The 16,035-nt window shown below is 61.5% G+C and carries 10 protein-coding genes; 4 read left to right on the top strand and 6 right to left on the bottom strand.

All coding sequences use genetic code 11. The annotated features are described in order from the left end of the window. Positions 1-198: 198 nt before the first annotated feature. Positions 199-408, bottom strand: coding sequence for a hypothetical protein (locus tag FBY03_RS17480; protein WP_147173637.1), 210 nt, complete (start codon positions 406-408; stop codon positions 199-201). 213 nt (positions 409-621) lie between these two features. Then, on the bottom strand, positions 622-2,157 hold the full coding sequence (locus FBY03_RS17475) for a nucleobase:cation symporter-2 family protein (RefSeq protein ID WP_147173636.1): 1,536 nt from the start codon (positions 2,155-2,157) through the stop codon (positions 622-624). 712 nt (positions 2,158-2,869) lie between these two features. On the opposite strand from FBY03_RS17475, the gene FBY03_RS17470 reads away from it, so the two are divergent. Then, entirely contained in the window at positions 2,870-4,054 is a 1,185-nt protein-coding gene (locus FBY03_RS17470; protein ID WP_147173635.1) for an enterotoxin (HBL), read from the top strand. Between the two features lie 179 nt (positions 4,055-4,233). Here the strand turns inward: FBY03_RS17470 and FBY03_RS17465 are convergent, their stop codons facing one another. Then, entirely contained in the window at positions 4,234-6,594 is a 2,361-nt protein-coding gene (locus FBY03_RS17465; protein ID WP_147173676.1) for a DNA polymerase II, read from the bottom strand. Between the two features lie 297 nt (positions 6,595-6,891). Here FBY03_RS17465 and FBY03_RS17460 point away from each other — a divergent pair, with 297 nt between their 5' ends. Continuing rightward, entirely contained in the window at positions 6,892-9,771 is a 2,880-nt protein-coding gene (locus FBY03_RS17460) for an RNA 2'-phosphotransferase (protein ID WP_147173634.1), read from the top strand. 237 nt (positions 9,772-10,008) lie between these two features. On the opposite strand, the gene FBY03_RS17455 is transcribed toward FBY03_RS17460, so the two are convergent. Together FBY03_RS17455 and katG are read right to left on the bottom strand one after the other, a co-directional pair. After that, positions 10,009-10,401 carry a GFA family protein gene (locus FBY03_RS17455; protein WP_147173633.1) on the bottom strand — a complete coding sequence of 131 codons (393 nt, stop codon included), beginning with the start codon at positions 10,399-10,401 and terminating at the stop codon, positions 10,009-10,011. Positions 10,402-10,675: 274 nt separating this feature from the next. After that, complete coding sequence (gene katG, locus FBY03_RS17450; protein ID WP_147173632.1) at positions 10,676-12,871, bottom strand: catalase/peroxidase HPI; 2,196 nt, start codon at positions 12,869-12,871, stop codon at positions 10,676-10,678. A gap of 276 nt (positions 12,872-13,147) precedes the next feature. Between katG and gstA the strand changes: the two genes are divergently transcribed. After that, entirely contained in the window at positions 13,148-13,756 is a 609-nt protein-coding gene (gene gstA / locus FBY03_RS17445; RefSeq protein ID WP_147173631.1) for a glutathione transferase GstA, read from the top strand. Positions 13,757-14,363: 607 nt separating this feature from the next. On the opposite strand, the gene FBY03_RS17440 is transcribed toward gstA, so the two are convergent. Further along, the gene (locus tag FBY03_RS17440; RefSeq protein WP_147173630.1) at positions 14,364-15,101 is read right to left on the bottom strand and encodes an SDR family NAD(P)-dependent oxidoreductase; all 738 of its coding nucleotides are present in this window, start codon (positions 15,099-15,101) and stop codon (positions 14,364-14,366) included. A 220-nt stretch (positions 15,102-15,321) separates the two neighbouring features. On the opposite strand from FBY03_RS17440, the gene FBY03_RS17435 reads away from it, so the two are divergent. Then, on the top strand, positions 15,322-15,981 hold the full coding sequence (locus FBY03_RS17435; RefSeq protein ID WP_218570796.1) for a TetR/AcrR family transcriptional regulator: 660 nt from the start codon (positions 15,322-15,324) through the stop codon (positions 15,979-15,981). Positions 15,982-16,035 lie beyond the last annotated feature (54 nt).

Here is a 16,035-nt window from a genome sequence, read left to right as displayed (position 1 = left end):
CGCAAACCCAGGCTACCAGGCGGCTGCGCTTGCCTGCTAACCACGACCTTGTTTCACGCCAATCCGCGAAGAGTCTTTATTTTGCGACAGCGCACTGGCTGTATCGACGCCAGTCGGGGCGGGCGTTCGACCAGTTGCAACGCAGGACTCTGCCTCGCGTGGTCAGGAAAGTGTCACGGTGTTTGCCGCGCTTGCGGGTCACGGGCTCTTGTTGTGGTGCGGCGGCGCGTCAACCCCGGCGCGTCTCGGGCACCAGGCGCCCGACTGCTTGGCGTGCAGCTGCAAGGCCTGGAACACCGCTGGCAGCGGCTGGCGATAGTGAGTGGGGTCGCCCGCCGTCGGCAGCTGTTCGTCCAGTGTCTGCGCTTGACGCAGCAGGTCGGTGAGTTCGGGATGGTTCGTGGGCATGGCTGACCCTCGCAGCAATCGGCTAGTCAGGGTTAGACCCTGTGATGGGCGACGCCTGAGTACCGCTTGTCTGGAAGTTTCAGTGTATCGGTGGCAGGCGCCGCCACAGTGCCTGGAAGGCCTGGTGCAGGGCAGCACAAAGCAGAACGGGCACCCCTGGGGGTGCCCGTTCATAGCGGGTCTAGACGAGGCCCGCGCATCCGCACCCGGACATCAGCTGGTGCTGCTCGGCGCCGCCGTTCTGAGGGTTGGCGCGTGGGTGGCTACGGCTGCGGCGTCTTCGTCAACCACCGGTATTTCGTTGCCTTCCACATCGAAGAGCTTGCCATCGACGAAGTGATCGCCATCACTCAAGGCGGCAATATCCTGATGGCGCAGGGTGCGCTCGGTGCCGGCGACGAACACCGACTGTTGATCCGAATTGCCCAGGGTGAAGTGGTTGAAAATCAGGTTCAGCAGGATCGCCATGATCGCCGCCGAGCTGATGCCGGAGTGGAAGATCGTGGCGAACCAGCTAGGGAAGTGATCGTAGAACGCCGGCGCGGCAATCGGCAGCATACCGAAGCCGATGGAGGTGGCGACGATGATCAGGTTCATGTTGTTGCGGTAATCGACCTTGGCCAGGCTGCGAATGCCACTGGCCGCGACCGTGCCGAACAGCACGATGCCGGCGCCACCGAGTACCGAGGTCGGTACGGCGGCGATGACGCGGCCCATCACCGGCAGCAGTCCCAGGGTGACCAGAATCAGTCCGCCGGTCGCCACCACGTAGCGGCTCTTCACCCCGGTTACCGCGACCAGGCCGACGTTCTGGGCGAAGGCGCTCTGGGTGAAGGAGCCGAAGATTGGCGCGAGCATGCTGGAGAGCATGTCGGCGCGCAGGCCATTGCCGAGGCGGCGTGAGTCCACCTTGGTACCAATGATGTCGCCAACCGCGAGGATGTCCGCGGAGGTTTCCACCAGGGTCACCATGATCACGATCAGCATCGAGATGATCGCGGCGATTTCGAAGGTCGGCATGCCGAAGTGCAAGGGGGTGGGGAAGGCCATCAGCGGGCCATCGCCGACCTTGGAGAAGTCGGCCATGCCGAGGCTGAAGGCGACCAGGGTGCCGATCACCATCGCCAGCAGAATGGACAGCCGGGAAATCGCCGCGCTGCCCAGTTTGCTCAGCAGCAAGACCACCGCCAGGGTGAACGCCGCCAGACCGATATTGGCCATGCTGCCGAAATCCTCGGCGCGGCTGTTGCCGCCCATCGCCCAGCGTGCGGCGACCGGCATCAGGGTCAGGCCGATGGTGGTGATCACGATCCCGGTCACCAGCGGCGGGAAGAATTTGATGATCTTGGAGAATATCGGCGTAATCAGAAAGCCGATAAACGCCGCGCTGATCACGGCGCCGAGCACCGCCGGCATCCCGCCGCCGCCGGCGCTACTGACGATGGCGACCATGGTGGAAACGCCCGCGAAGGAAACCCCCTGCACCAGCGGTAACTGACAACCGAAGAATGGCAGGCCGAGGGTCTGCAGCAATGTCGCCAGGCCGCCGACGAACAACGAGGCGGCGATCAGCAGGCCGATATCGGCCGGGGAGAGGCCGGCCGCCTGGCCGACGATCAGCGGCACGGCGATGATGCCGCCGTACATGGTCAGTACGTGTTGCAAGCCGTAGGCGATATTGGCGGTTACGCCGAGATTCTCATCTTCGGGCCGTGCTCGCGAAGAGGATTTAGCAGAGTTGATGGTCATCGTGGTTCTCGCTGTTGTTTTTGTACACCGTGCGTCCAGCCATAAAATAATTCGTCGCTCGTGCTTTTGTATACATGTTTGTTGTTTATTGTGATCTTTATGCTTGCCGGTCTGCCGCAAAATGTGCCTTTAGGCGCGCGGGGATGGGCTGACCACTAGTCAGCCGATCAGCCCGTGATCGGCGCAAGATCAGCCAAGGTCACTTAGGAAGGTGGCTGGCGCACAGCCTTATCCATCCGCCTACCGTCCTCGCATAGACAGGCAGACAAACCGCCGAACTCGTCGCCAGGGCTAGCCCGTCGTTTCACGCGACGGCGGGACAGCGCCGCTCTCTGCTCCTGCCCTGGAGCGGGCCTTGGATGCCCGGGCGGCTCGTTGATGCCCATAACAGGCCGGAGACTGCTGCGGCTGAGGCGCCTGTATCGCATCTGCTGTGCTCTTGCTGCCGGTTATCGAGAGCAGCAGGGCGATCCGCGTGGGACGCGTCATATTGCAGAGTAGTGCGTCCAGAGCGCCGTCTGTCTGGCCGTGGTTAGCACGTCGTGCTTGCGCTCGCTGTCCTGGCCTTTGGCCTGCTCGCAGTCACTTATTGGCTGCCGCTATTTGCCATCGGGGTGCTTAACGCCAATCGGTCTTTTGCTTGCCGGAGGCTGATCTACCCTTGAGCTCAGTGAAGGAACACACCCCGCGACACCTCAAGGAGGAACGCACCATGCACTCGCTCGCCCAAGCAATCCGCACTAACAGCACGTCCCTTGCCCTGGCCCAAACCAGCTACAAGCAGAATGTGGTTGAGGTCAACACGCTGATGACCAGTGTGTTGACCTCCAACCTGCCCACCCTCAACCAGACCCCACCCGATTGGCAGGCCTTCATCGCGGCCTACGAGCAGGCCAACGGCGATGCCCTGAACTGGGTCAATAACGTCATGGCGCGCCTGCTCAACGTGCCGCAGGAGGTGCTCAGTTACAACGCCGTAATCAGCCAGGTGCTGCAGGACGCCAAGACCCAGGCGCAGACCCTGATCAGCCAACCGTCCAACCAGGTGGCGCTGAAGGTTCTTAACCAGGATCTGAATACGCTGACCGGTCAGCTGGCGCTGGTCACCAGCTTCATCAGCGGCGCTATCAGCAGCCTGCAGACCAGTAGCGACACCCTGCCCGACATGGCCAAGCAGTTGCAGACCATCGCCACCAAGTCGACCCAGGATGCCAACGCCGACCAGCAGCAGATCGATGACCTCAACGCCCAGATCAGCCAGCTCAAGGCCGATATCAAGAGCCTCACCGCGGCCATCATCGGCCTTGGCATCGCCGACGGGGTGGCCATCACGCTCGGCGTTACCGCGACCATCGCCCTGTGGCCGGTGGGGGCGGTGGTGTGGTTCGTGCTCGGCCCGGCGGTGGCGGTGGCCAGTACCTACATCGCCCTCGACGCGGAGAAGATCAAGGCCGACCAGGCCAGCATCCAGGCCAAGCTGGGACAGATCACCGGCATCACCGCCGATGTCGCGACCCTGCACATACTGGCGAACAACTTCGCCGACCTGGCCAACCAGAGCGAAACGATCCAGACCAGCCTGCAGGCTATCCTCGCCGAATGGCAGACCCTGGAAAGCGAGGTGAACGCCGCGGTCACCGACATTCGCACGGCGCTCTCGGATGCCGGCGGGGCCAACTTCACGGCGGTACTCAATGACCTCGACGAGGCCATCGACGAGTGGAACAGCGCCTACGCCCAGGCCGGCTCGCTGCAGCTCGACCTGCAGGTGAATACCGCTGAGCTGGAGTACGGCATGTCTTCTTCCCAGGTGCAGGCCAGTCTGGCCAGTGGGCAGAACATTAGCCTTATCCAGTACTACAACAACCCCTCGGCCCAGGTCCGCAAAGTCGCCTGAGGCATCAACCAAGCCCCGTCCTCGGACGGGGCTTTTTCATGTCCGGGGTTTAGCTACCGCTGGCTACAGCCGGCATCGCGCTGACCCTTGCCTGATTGGCCTTCCAGCAACGCCCGAGCGGTTCTGCCCTGGCTGCCAAGGAACCTTGATGCACTGGCCGGTGGGTCGCTCAGCCCAGCTCAGAACAGGCCGAGCTGCCCGCCGATCAGGGTGCCGAAGTCGTCGTCCACGAACGGCAGGATGGCGTCCGCCACCGGCTGCAGTTGGCGGCTGATGTAGTGGTCGTAGTCGATCGGCGCATGCCGGGTTTCCAGCGGCTCAGGCCCGGCGACGGTGATCACGTAGCTGATCCAGCCGCCGTTCTGGTACTGCCGCGGACGGCCCAGTGAGTCGTTGTAGGCGTCGGCCGCACGCGCCGCGCGCACATGTGGCGGCACATTGCGCTGATAGTCATCCAGCTGCCGGCGCAGACGCTTGCGGTAGATCAGCAGCTCGTCGAACTCGCCCGCCAGAGTGCGGCGCACGTAGTCGCGGACAAAGTCCTGGTAGGGCTGCTGGTTGAAGATACGCAGGTAGAGCGCCTGCTGAAACTGCTGGGCCAACGGCGACCAGTCGCTGCGTACCGTTTCCAGCCCCTTGTAGACCATCGCCTCGCTGCCGTCCGCCTGCCTGACCAGCCCGGCGTAGCGCTTCTTGCTGCCTTCTTCGGCGCCGCGGATGGTCGGCATCAGGAAGCGTCGGTAGTGGGTCTCGAATTGCAGCTCCAGCGCGCTGTCCAGGCCAAACTCCTCGCGCAGGTGCTCGCGCCACCATTGGTTGATCCGCTGCACCAACGCCCGGCCGATGCGCGCGGCGTCTGCCTCGGCGTGCTCGCGGCCGAGCCAGACGAAGGTCGAGTCGGTGTCGCCGTAGATCACCGCATAGCCCTCGGCTTCGATCAGCTCGCGGGTACGGCGCATGATCTGGTGACCGCGCAGGGTGATGGACGAGGCCAGGCGCGGGTCGAAGAAGCGGCAGCCGCTGGAGCCGAGCACGCCGTAGAAGGCGTTCATGATGATCTTCAGCGCCTGCGACAGCGGCTGGTTGTGCTCGCGCTTGGCCGCTTCCCGGCCTTGCCAGACAGTGGCGACGATAGCCGGCAGGCAGTGCCGGGTGCGCGAGAAGCGGGCCCCGCGAAAACCCGCGACCGATGTGCTGTCGTCGGGCTGGCGCAGGCCCTCGACCAGCCCCACAGGATCGATCAGAAAGCTGCGGATAATCGACGGATACAGGCTCTTGTAGTCCAGCACCAGCACCGACTCGTACAGGCCAGGCCGCGATTGCATGACGAAGCCGCCGGGGCTGGCCTCGGGCGGCCGCTCGCCGAGATTCGGTGCGACAAAGCCCTGGCGATGCATCAGCGGAATATACAGGTGGCAGAAAGCCGCGACCGAGCCGCCGCTGCGGTCGGCGGGCTGGCCGGTGACGCTGGCGCGTTCCAGCAGGAAGGTCAGCAGCTCGGTCTTGGCGAAGATCCGCGTCACCAGCTCGCAGTCCTTGAGGTTGTAGCGCGCCAGCGCCGGCTTGTCCTCGGCGAACATGCGGTCGATTTCGTCCATGCGCTGGTAGGGTGTGGCGATCGACTTGCCTTCGCCGAGCAGGGTCTGCGCGACGTTCTCCAGGCTGAACGAGGGGAAGCTCCAGGTCGCCGAACGCAGCGCCTCGATGCCGTCGATGATCAGCCGCCCGGCGGCCTCGGCGAAGTAGTGGTTGTTACGGCTGCCGTGCTCGCGCCAGCCCATCTCGTCACCGCCACGACCCAGGCGCAAGGGCACCTGCAGGCGCTGGGCGTGCTCGCGCAACACGCGCAGGTCGAACTGCACCAGGTTCCAGCCGATGATCGCGTCAGGGTCATGCCGGGCCAGCCATTGGTTCAGCGCCTCCAGCAGCTGCGCGCGGCTCTCGCAGTAGTCGAGCTGGAAGTCGCGCGCCGCGTCCACGCCGTTGGCCGGGCCGAGCATGTAGACCTGACGCTGGCCACAGCCTTCCAGGGCGATGGAATACAGGTCGCCCTGGGCGTTGGTTTCGATGTCCAGGGAGGCCAGCTTCAGTTGCGGGCGATAGCCTGCCAGCGGTTTCATCTGCGCGTTGTGCAACATGCCGCCGTGGGGCGTGCCATCGAAGTGCACCGGCGCGGTGATGAAGCGCTCCATCAGGTAGCGTTCCGGCGGGCGGATATCGGCCTCGAACACCTCCACCCCGGCCTGGCGCAAGCGTTTTTCCAGGTTGATCAACTGGCGGTGCTGGCGGCAATACAGCCCGAGCACCGGCCGGTGCTGGAAGTCGCAGAGGTCAAGGTGACGCAGCTCGACGTCGCGCTCGCCGCGCAGCAGCGCTTCGGCCTGCACGCGCTGCACCGCCGGAATAAAGGCCACCGAAGGCTGATACGGCAGGCGGATATGCCGGGGACCGGCATCGGTTGCCAGCCAGAACTCGACCTCCGTGCCGGCGGGGCTATCGCGCCAATGCCGGGTCAGGACAAAACCCTGCTGTAAATCCACCGCTGCACCCTCAAGAAGCCGTTTCACCGGGTAATTCTACTGCCCGGCGGCGGGGCGGGTGAGGATGGCTGTCGAACTGGCCGTGTCTATTGGTTCGAGCCGGGTTTCGCAGTCGGTTGAAGTCTCCCCGCCCGGCGACATTCGCTTGGGCAGGTTTGGGGTGCGGGTAGCGGGTCGTGACTGGCTCGGATCGGCCATTAGTAGTCATTCCAGAAGTCGCCATATCTGGAGTAACAACCTGATGCGCCATGACTTATGATCATAAAATCTTCTTCTGCTCGTGAAAAAGGATAGGTCATGACGCTAACTGATGATGTTTCAAATGTGCTGAATGCGTGGGCTCCAAATCTAGGGGAAAGCTTTACTACGCTTGCCTACCTTGGATCAGCGTCCTCAACCAAATGGCTCGTCAAATCTCCTTTTTCGTCGCAGTTACGCCTACTCATTAATTCTGACAGCCATACGACGGCCGCAGAGATGTGGCACAAAGTACTCCGTGAGCAAAAAGAACTTCCAGCGCCGGTACTATTGCTAATACTTGAGCAGATGCGCCGAAACCCTGTAGGTATGAGGGCTTCGTTAAAAGCGGCCAACCTAGGATTTTCTAAGACATTGGCGAATGTTGCGTATCGTGCGGCTGGTGCGTTGTACGAAGACGCTAAATATAGCTTTGCAGGCCACGAGATTGATGTAGCCATTGCGAGATTCCGAGCAGCCCTTTCCGAATTTCGATTCTCCATCGAAAGCCAGTTACTTTCAGAGTCGACTAGGCGGATTGCTACCGGCAAGTACGCCACTGCAGTTGCGATGATTGGACGCTGGGTCAATGTATCGCCTGAGACGGTTTCAAGAGCTTTATCGTATTCCGAAGAGTCGATGACTCTCGGAAACCGGAAGCCCGAAACACTGACCTATCGACTTGAGCTCCTAGTTCAGCTATTCGATCTAACAGGAAAAGCTCAACTACTGCAGGACGCGCTCGAACTCCTAACGAATAATCCAAAAATCGCAGCGAGTTCTGAGCTCGCCGAGGTCGAGGCAAGATACCGTCTTGCACTGCTTGCAGAGCCGGGATCCATAAATGTCAAAAAGCATCTGGAAATCGCGACGGGTAAGCTTCAGCGTTCTAGACCCAAGGGTACTGTTGATGAGGCTCGCTGCAGTGTTCTCTCGACCCTAGTTGCTGAGGCCGAACAGGCATCACTAGCTATGCCCGCTAGATCAACGTCCATCCCGAGGGGACTACTCGCCTTAATGGCTACAAAGCCATCCGCCGAACTTTGGGGAACCATAAGGTGCGTGATCGACGGACTGGAACATCTCCGCAATGACCGAGAATCGGTACCTTCAGCAGTGCTGAGTACTCAACTCCTGCGCCAAATGGCCGACGGCCCAGATGACCTCCTCAACGCGAATGACCTCTCTCAGTACGTAGAGATCACAGGTTGGTTGTCTGAAAAAGCCTCATATAACAGGCACCTTCAATGGGAGGCAGGAGCAGCGGCGCTGTCGGCTGCAAAACGAACTGGGAATCTGGGGCTGGCGCATAAGGCGTTAGAGGTATTTAACGCGCTTACTGCTACCCATCCTACTTGGCCGCTTCCACTCATAGGCATTGCACGAGTTCGAGAATACCTTGCGGGGCTCTCTGTCGAAGAGGATCTTTCTGCTACTGAAAGCTGGCGTGATGCGGCAACACTAGCGTTAAATTCTCCCATTTACGCACGCTCTAACCTAGGTGGACGTAACGAAGTCTTTGCTGTTGCAGATGCAAGGGGATTTCTTTCTGAGACGTTTGTCTTTAAACGGACGACGAAAGAGAAAGCCGTACACGAGGCATCGATGCTAAGCGCGCTGCGTCTTGAAATCACACAGCAGGGTGATGCGAACCTGTTCGAAGTGCCCCGTTCGCTCGCGATAGTCGAGGTTTTTTCTGACGATGATCGGCGATGGGTCCATGTCTCTCAACGAGCAGCTGGGCGATTGGTAAGTGAGTTATCTGCGGAAGAGGCTTCCAACGTCCTAGAACCGATCACTGATCTCCTTGCGGTTTTTCATCGCGTAGGGGGTAGCGCTCCGGCAGGGAAGTCGGCATGGCGCTCCCTGAAACAGTATCTAAAAATGTGGTCGAGAACTCTCTTTCCTCCCCAACAGGCTGAACGCTTTGTGGATTCCTTGCACTCTATCTTTCCTGGGAAGCTCCCTTTGGTAAGGAAAAGAGACGGTCATGCATCCAACTGGCTTGTGGACCCAGCAGGGCGCATCGTAGCGATTGACCTTGAGTCTACCGACTTCGTTCCGATTGGATACGACGTCTCTCAACTCATCGAGGACAATGCTCTGATACCAGCAAGCCCCGACGGTTGGCGCAGCCGGATAGCAATCATGGAGCGATATCTAAGTCGCATGGAGACGCCGCTTAGCAAGTCTGCGTTGGTTGCGGCATACGGATGGTTCGCTATCACCCGCGCCTTGCGCTTAGGGACTGAAAGAGACGCTGGAAAGCATTTGCGGCGTCACGCGCGCGAACTCTGCGTACTGCTGACGGAGTTCGGTGATGATGCGACCCAGAGTTTGGCACGAGAGCTACTCCAAGCACTCTCGCGCATCGAACAAGCGAACACAGAAGATTCTGTACCTAGCCATGACCATCGACGGCTAAGCAAGGCAATGGCATACCAGCTCCGCCACGACGGGCCGAACAATGGGGTTGCTATCGATAAAACAGGATTTGCGTCGATGGATGACTTGGCGCGCGCTCTCAAAGTGGATTCGAGTCACTTGCTGGCTGTGGCGGAGCATCCCGGCGAGCCAAGATTCGAGGTACGAGATGATCGCATCAGAGCTCTTTACGGGCACACCCTAAACGTTGTCATCGAAGCTGGCATCAAAGTTGGAACTCCGACTGCTCTGTATCATGGTTCTAGCTGGTCTGTGCTAGACGCGATCATCAAAGACGGTGTGAACCCTATGCAGCGCCGGATGGTTCATTTGACTAATATCGCTGGGGAGGCTGTGGCTGTGGGGGCACGTAAAGGGGCTCCAATAGTCCTCGCCATTGATCAGCTCCACGATGCGGAACCTGTTGCTGAAGGCATATGGGTTGCACCTTGTATTCTTCCTAATCGCCTATCAATCGTGAACCCTTTCATTGAGGAAGGAGGCGCAGTTCGGTGAGTGGGGCAACCGGGGGCAGACCACTATATTGATGCTATCGAGCGTCAGCTCGGGGTCGACTCTGCCTGTCGTGACAGACTGCTTTTGGCCGACTGCTGCCTGTCGCCACCGGCAGCAACGGATCGGAACTGCCCTTTAAGAGCCCAAGGCGCTGTCCTCGAGTATCTGATTCGATATCTCGATCAAGGCATACATCTCGGTCACCTGGTAACGGCGCCTTCGCAGCGTGCGTGCCACCTACTCCTCAAAGCGTCCCGTGGCGTCACGATCATGCTGGTATCGTCGCGTGAGCGGAAACGGCGGCAACCAGGACTCGCGCCGGACGGTCCAGCTTTCGTAGGTTGGCATCAGTTGGTCGGGGGCATCCAGGGAACCCAGGTTCACTTCGATTTCGTCGGTGCTGCGGGCGAAAACCGACGAGCCGCAGCGGGGACAGAAAAACCGCCCGGCGTAGTCGCGTGTTTCGCCATCGACCGTCACGGCATCCTGAGGGAACACCGCGGACGCGTGAAAAAGGGCCCCATGATGCTTGCGGCAGTCGAGGCAGTGACAAAGACCGACCCGGTAGGGGCGTCCCGACGCCACAATTCGGACGTTGCCGCAAAGGCAACCGCCTGTGAATCGGTCCATGCTGCGTCTCCTCTACAATCAAGCAAGGTCGCCCGGCTAAGAGTTGCTGGAAAACGCGCCGCGGTTTTCCACCCTGCGCGAATTTGGGCGCTGTGCAGGGTAGACAATCTTTACTTGTCCACCCGCTTCTGCGACCGCCAGTTTGGGTCGGCAGTGCCCTTTAATCCGCAACAAGGGAGCTGCAAGGCAAGAGTAGCCGCGACCCGCTAGCGGGGTATCCCGAACCGGGTCGCGGCAGGACGGTAATAGGGCCGTTAGGCCCTATCCTCTGCGATCACGCCAGGTCGAAGCGATCGAGGTTCATCACTTTGTCCCAGGCCTTGACAAAGTCATGCACGAACCTCTGCTGGGCGTCGCTGCACGCATAGACTTCGGCGAGCGCGCGGAGCTGGGAGTTCGAACCGAAGACCAGATCGACCACCGTGCCCGTCCACTTAGGCGCATCCGTTGCCCGCTCACGCCCCTCCAATACCCCTTCGGAGGTCGCTGACTTCCGCCACTGCGTGCGCATGTCGAGAAGGTTGACGAAGAAATCGTTGCTCAGGGTTTCTGGACGCTTGGTCATAACACCGTGCTTGGATTGCCCGACGTTGGCATTCAGGGCGCGCATGCCGCCGATCAGCACGGTCATCTCGGGTGCGGTCAGGGTCAGCAGGTTCGCCCGATCCACCAGCAGCTCGGCTGCCGATCCCTCGTAACCCTTGCGCACGTAGTTGCGGAAGCCGTCTGCGAGCGGTTCCAGTGCGGCGACCGAATCCACGTCGGTCTGCGCCTGCGACGCGTCCATGCGCCCCGGCGAGAAGGGCACCTTCACCTCAACGCCGGCCTTCTTCGCCGCTGCCTCGACGGCGGCGCAGCCACCCAGCACGATCAGGTCAGCCAGCGAGACCTTCTTGCCGCCGGATTGAGAGCGGTTGAAGTCCTGCTGAATGGTTTCCAGTTTCGGTAAAACCGTCGACAGCATGGCCGGCTGGTTCACCTCCCAATCCTTCTGCGGCGCCAGACGAATGCGCGCACCGTTGGCTCCGCCGCGCTTGTCGCTGCCACGGAAGCTGGCTGCCGAGGCCCAGGCCGTGGTGACCAGCTGGGAGATGGACAGACCGCAGGCAAGCAGCTTGGTCTTCAGCGCTTCGATGTCCTGCGCATCGACCAGCGGATGGTCAACGGCGGGAATCGGGTCCTGCCAGATCAGCTCCTCGTTCGGCACCAGTGGGCCAAGGTAGCGGGCGAGCGGGCCCATGTCGCGGTGGGTCAGCTTGAACCAGGCGCGGGCGAAGGCGTCCGCGAACTCCGCTGGGTTCGCCATGAAGCGGCGCGAGATCTTCTCGTAAGCCGGGTCCATGCGCATGCCCATGTCGGCGGTGGACATCATCGGCGCGTGGCGCTTGCCCGGATCATGCGCATCCGGCACGGTGCCGGCGCCCGTCTCGCCCTTGGGCTTCCATTGGTGGGCGCCGGCGGGGCTCTTGGTCAGCTCCCAGTCGTAGCCGAACAGCGTCTCGAAGTAGCTGTTGTCCCACTGGATGGGCGTCGGCGTCCAGGCGCCTTCCAGGCCGCTGGTGATGGTATCGCCACCCTTGCCGCTGCCGAGGCTGTTCTTCCAGCCAAGGCCCTGTTCCTGGATGTCAGCACCCTCGGGCTCCGCACCGACGTGCGCCGGGTCGCCGGCGCCGTGGGTCTTGCCGAAGGTGTGGCCGCCAGCGGTCAGCGCGACGGTTTCCTCGTCGTTCATGGCCATGCGGGCGAAGGTTTCGCGGACGTCCCGCGCCGAGCCGAGCGGGTCCGGGTTGCCGTTCGGCCCTTCCGGGTTCACATAGATCAGCCCCATCTGTACCGCCGCCAGGGGATTCTGCAGGTCACGGTCGCCGCTGTAGCGTTGGTCGTCCAGCCACTTGCCTTCCGGCCCCCAGTAGATGTCTTCCTCGGGTTCCCAGATATCCGCGCGGCCACCGCCGAAACCGAAGGTCTTGAAGCCCATGGACTCCAGCGCCACGTTACCGGTGAGCACGATCAGATCGGCCCAGGACAGCTTGCGGCCGTACTTCTGCTTGATTGGCCAGAGCAGCCGGCGTGCCTTATCGAGATTGCCGTTATCCGGCCAGCTGTTGAGGGGGGCGAAGCGTTGCGCCCCCGTGCCTGCGCCACCGCGACCATCGGCGATACGGTAGGTCCCCGCGGCATGCCAGGCCATGCGAATGAAGAGCGGGCCATAGTGGCCATAGTCCGCCGGCCACCAGTCCTGCGAGTCGGTCATCAGGGCATGCAGGTCCTTGATCACGGCATCCAGGTCGAGGCTCTTGAACGCCTCGGCGTAATCGAACGCCTCGCCCATGGGATTGGACAGTGCAGAGTGTTGGTGCAGGATCTTCAGGTTGAGTTGGTTGGGCCACCAGCTCGCGTTGGTCGGGGCGCCACCCGTCACTGAGTTCTTACCGGCGCCTGAGAACGGGCACTTTGCTTCGGTTGACATGATCCTCTCCTTTTGACGTTTTTACCTGACCGCCCCAGCTTGGAGTCTGGGTGGCGACCGAGCAAATAGGTTTTCGGTATGGGGTTTATAGTAGCCGGGGAATGTGCAGCCCCTGAGCGGATAGCCGGTCAGCGAGGTAGCCTGGGTGAACCGTGGTGGAAAACGCTCCGCGGTTTTCCACCCTACGCGCTGAGCCGGCAGCAACAGGCGCAGGTCTTCGCGATCGTCATGCCGACCGCCCCCGCGCCCATCAACCCATGATGCGGAGCTCTCACCATGAAACTCTATTACGCTCCAGGGGCCTGCTCGCTCGCTGTGCATATCGTGCTGCACGAGACGGGATTGCCGTTCACTCTCGAACGCATCGATCTAAGCAAGCATGAGACCGAGCAGGCCACCGACTTCTACCAAATCAACCCCAAGGGTGCGGTGCCCGTACTGGAGCTGGCCGATGGCACGCGGATGACCGAGGGGCCAATCATCTGCCACTACCTCTGCGACTTGGCGGGTCGCCCGGACTTGATGCCTGAGGCCGGCGACATGGCGCGCTACCGGGTGATGGAGTGGCAGAACTACATCACCTCCGAACTGCACAAGACCGCCGGGGCCTTGTTCAATCCGGCACTGGAGGCCGAGGCCAGAAAGCAGTTCGCCAACGCCGCGGTGAAAAAGTTCGCCTTGGTCTCGCCGCAGTTACGTGGCAAGTCGTACCTGACCGGCGAGGCCTTCACCGCAGCGGACGCCTATCTGTTCGTGATCGTCAGTTGGGCGCCGTATCTGAAGCTCGACTTGAGCGGCTGTAGCGAGCTGCAAGCTTTCATGCAGCGGGTCGGCGAGCGTCCGGCGGTGCAGGCCGCGCTGAATGCCGAGGGCCTGCTGGGCTAGCGTCCAGCCCGTTGCATCGACGCCGTTTCGGTAATTCGCAGCGCAGCGCTCTGCCGCGCGTGACTTGGCAAAGGTCCAAGCTGCGTAGGCGCGGTGACGCCGAGCTGCCTCCAGTGGCCGCCGGCGTTTTCCCAGGCGAGTGCACGCGACGATTTGCGTCGCCGGCGGCTCGGCTAGCAGCAACTCGCCAAGTCAGCGGTCAACTATCCTGAATCGATGACCCACTAGGAGTGGGTCGGACTGAACGCTGCCCTACTGCGGAAAAACCGGATTCGCCCATGTTTGCTGCTCTTTCATGCTCTTTCTCGTTAAATAGCGCGCTATTCGCCGCGAAAGATCAGAAAAGCCGACTCAACCCGGGCGTTTCCTCGCTACGGACGGTCAAGTCCGGCAGGTTGCTAAGCCCGTAACGTTGCTTTTCGGTTTCGCTGCGGCCATTCAGGCGGTTGCGCTTCTGGCCTGCACTCTTGGCAATAACCTTCCCTGACACAGAGCGAGCAAGCGACAGCGTGCTGGGGATTGTTCAGCGCGGTAGCCTGGGTGAACAGCGGTGGAAAGCGCTCTGCGGTTTTCCACCCTACGCGCTGCTTCTTGTGTCGGCTGCAAATCACCAGGGCAGGCTGCCGCCTTCGGTGAAGAAGCCAGCGGTTGGTCCGTCGGGGCCGAGGGTGGCGTACTGCACCACCACGGCTGCGGCCTGCTCGACCGAGCGTTGGCCGGTGAACGCATTGAGGTCGGTGGCGGTGAATCCCGGATTGACCGAGTTGACGCGAAAGCCTTCGTCGCGCAACTCCTTGGCGAGCAGAACGGTGAAGGCGTTGAGCGCCGTTTTCGACGAGTTGTAAGCCAGCAGATTGACCTTGTCGTAAGGGAAGTCCGGGTAGCTGTGCAGCGCCAATGACCCGAGTTCGCTGGACAGGTTGACGATCGTCTTGCGCTCCCCGGCGCGCAGCAACGGCAGCAGTGCCTGGGTCACGGCCACCACCCCGAACAGGTTCACCTCGTAGGTGGCGCGCAACTCTTGGAGATCGCAGCCGCTGGGCGGCGCGTTACCGACACTCAGCCCCGCATTGTTCACCAGCACGTCCAGCTTTCCGCTGCGTTTCTGGATCAGCTCGACGGCGCGACTCAGAGAGGCGGGATCGGTGACGTCGAGTTGGATCGGAATGATCTCGCCCTGCAGCGTGGCCGCTGCGGATTCGCCGCGCGCCAAGTCGCGGCTGGCGAGATACACCAGATATCCGTGCTCGGCGAGACGGGCGACCACCGCTTTGCCGATGCCCTTGTTACCACCCGTTACCAGTGCAACCGGCTGTTGCGCGCCGCTGACGTGTGCAGTGTTCATGTCGACCTCGATTGTCATGTGTGTGGTCTAGAAGCCTGCCGGAGCTGACGCTGCCCTATTACAGGAACGCCAGCTCGCCCATTTTTGCCGCTCGTTCTCGTTAACTAGCGCGCTATTCGTCGCGAAAGATCCGCAAAACTGACTCAAGGCGGACGCTTCCTCGCTACGCATGGTCGAGTCCGGCAGGCTCCTGGGTATAATATGAAGGTTCCTTCAGTTTATGAATTCGCATTCCATGCAACCGCCGACCGCATCGCTCAAGCCCCGTAAGACGCCGATTCAGGCCCGTTCGCAGGAAACGCTCGAGGTTATTCACCAGGCCGCCATTCAGGTTTTGATGGCCGAGGGCCTGGCGCGCTGCAACACCACGCGGGTGGCAGCGCGTGCAGGCGTTTCGGTTGGCAGTCTTTATCAGTACTACCCAAATCGCGCTGCGCTGCTGGCGGCTGTGCTGGCGCAGCATCTGGAGCATGTCGCGCGAGCAGTCGAGTGCTGCTGCCTGGCGCTGCGCGAGAAGCCACTGGTGGAGATGGCTCAAGCCCTGGCCAATGCATTTCTGGACGCCAAGATGGAGTGCCCGGACGTTTCCAAGGCTCTCTACGCAGTGGCCGAAGAGCATGGCGGAGCGGCTCTGGTGGGGATGGCCAAACAGCGCATGCACGGCGCCGTGGCGAAGATGTTGAGCAGCGCCTGCGATGCCCGTTTCGAAAAGGTCGAGACTGTCGCACTTCTGCTCATGGCCGCCCTGGCGGGCCCCGTACGCGCACTGCTCGAACACGAGATCCCGGTTGAATCGATCGACGAGGTGCGCCGGCATCTGCTCTGCATCGCCCGTGCCTACTTAACCGAAGTGGCTATACGGGACGTGGTGCCGGGTTGAGCGCCGCCGCTGCCCGTACCGAATCATCTGACTTAGCGCGGTAGCTGGGTTGAA

It is taken from the genome of Pseudomonas sp. SJZ079, assembly GCF_007993865.1.
In the GTDB taxonomy this organism is placed as follows: domain Bacteria; phylum Pseudomonadota; class Gammaproteobacteria; order Pseudomonadales; family Pseudomonadaceae; genus Aquipseudomonas.
This window is presented reverse-complemented; position numbering and strand designations above follow the sequence as displayed.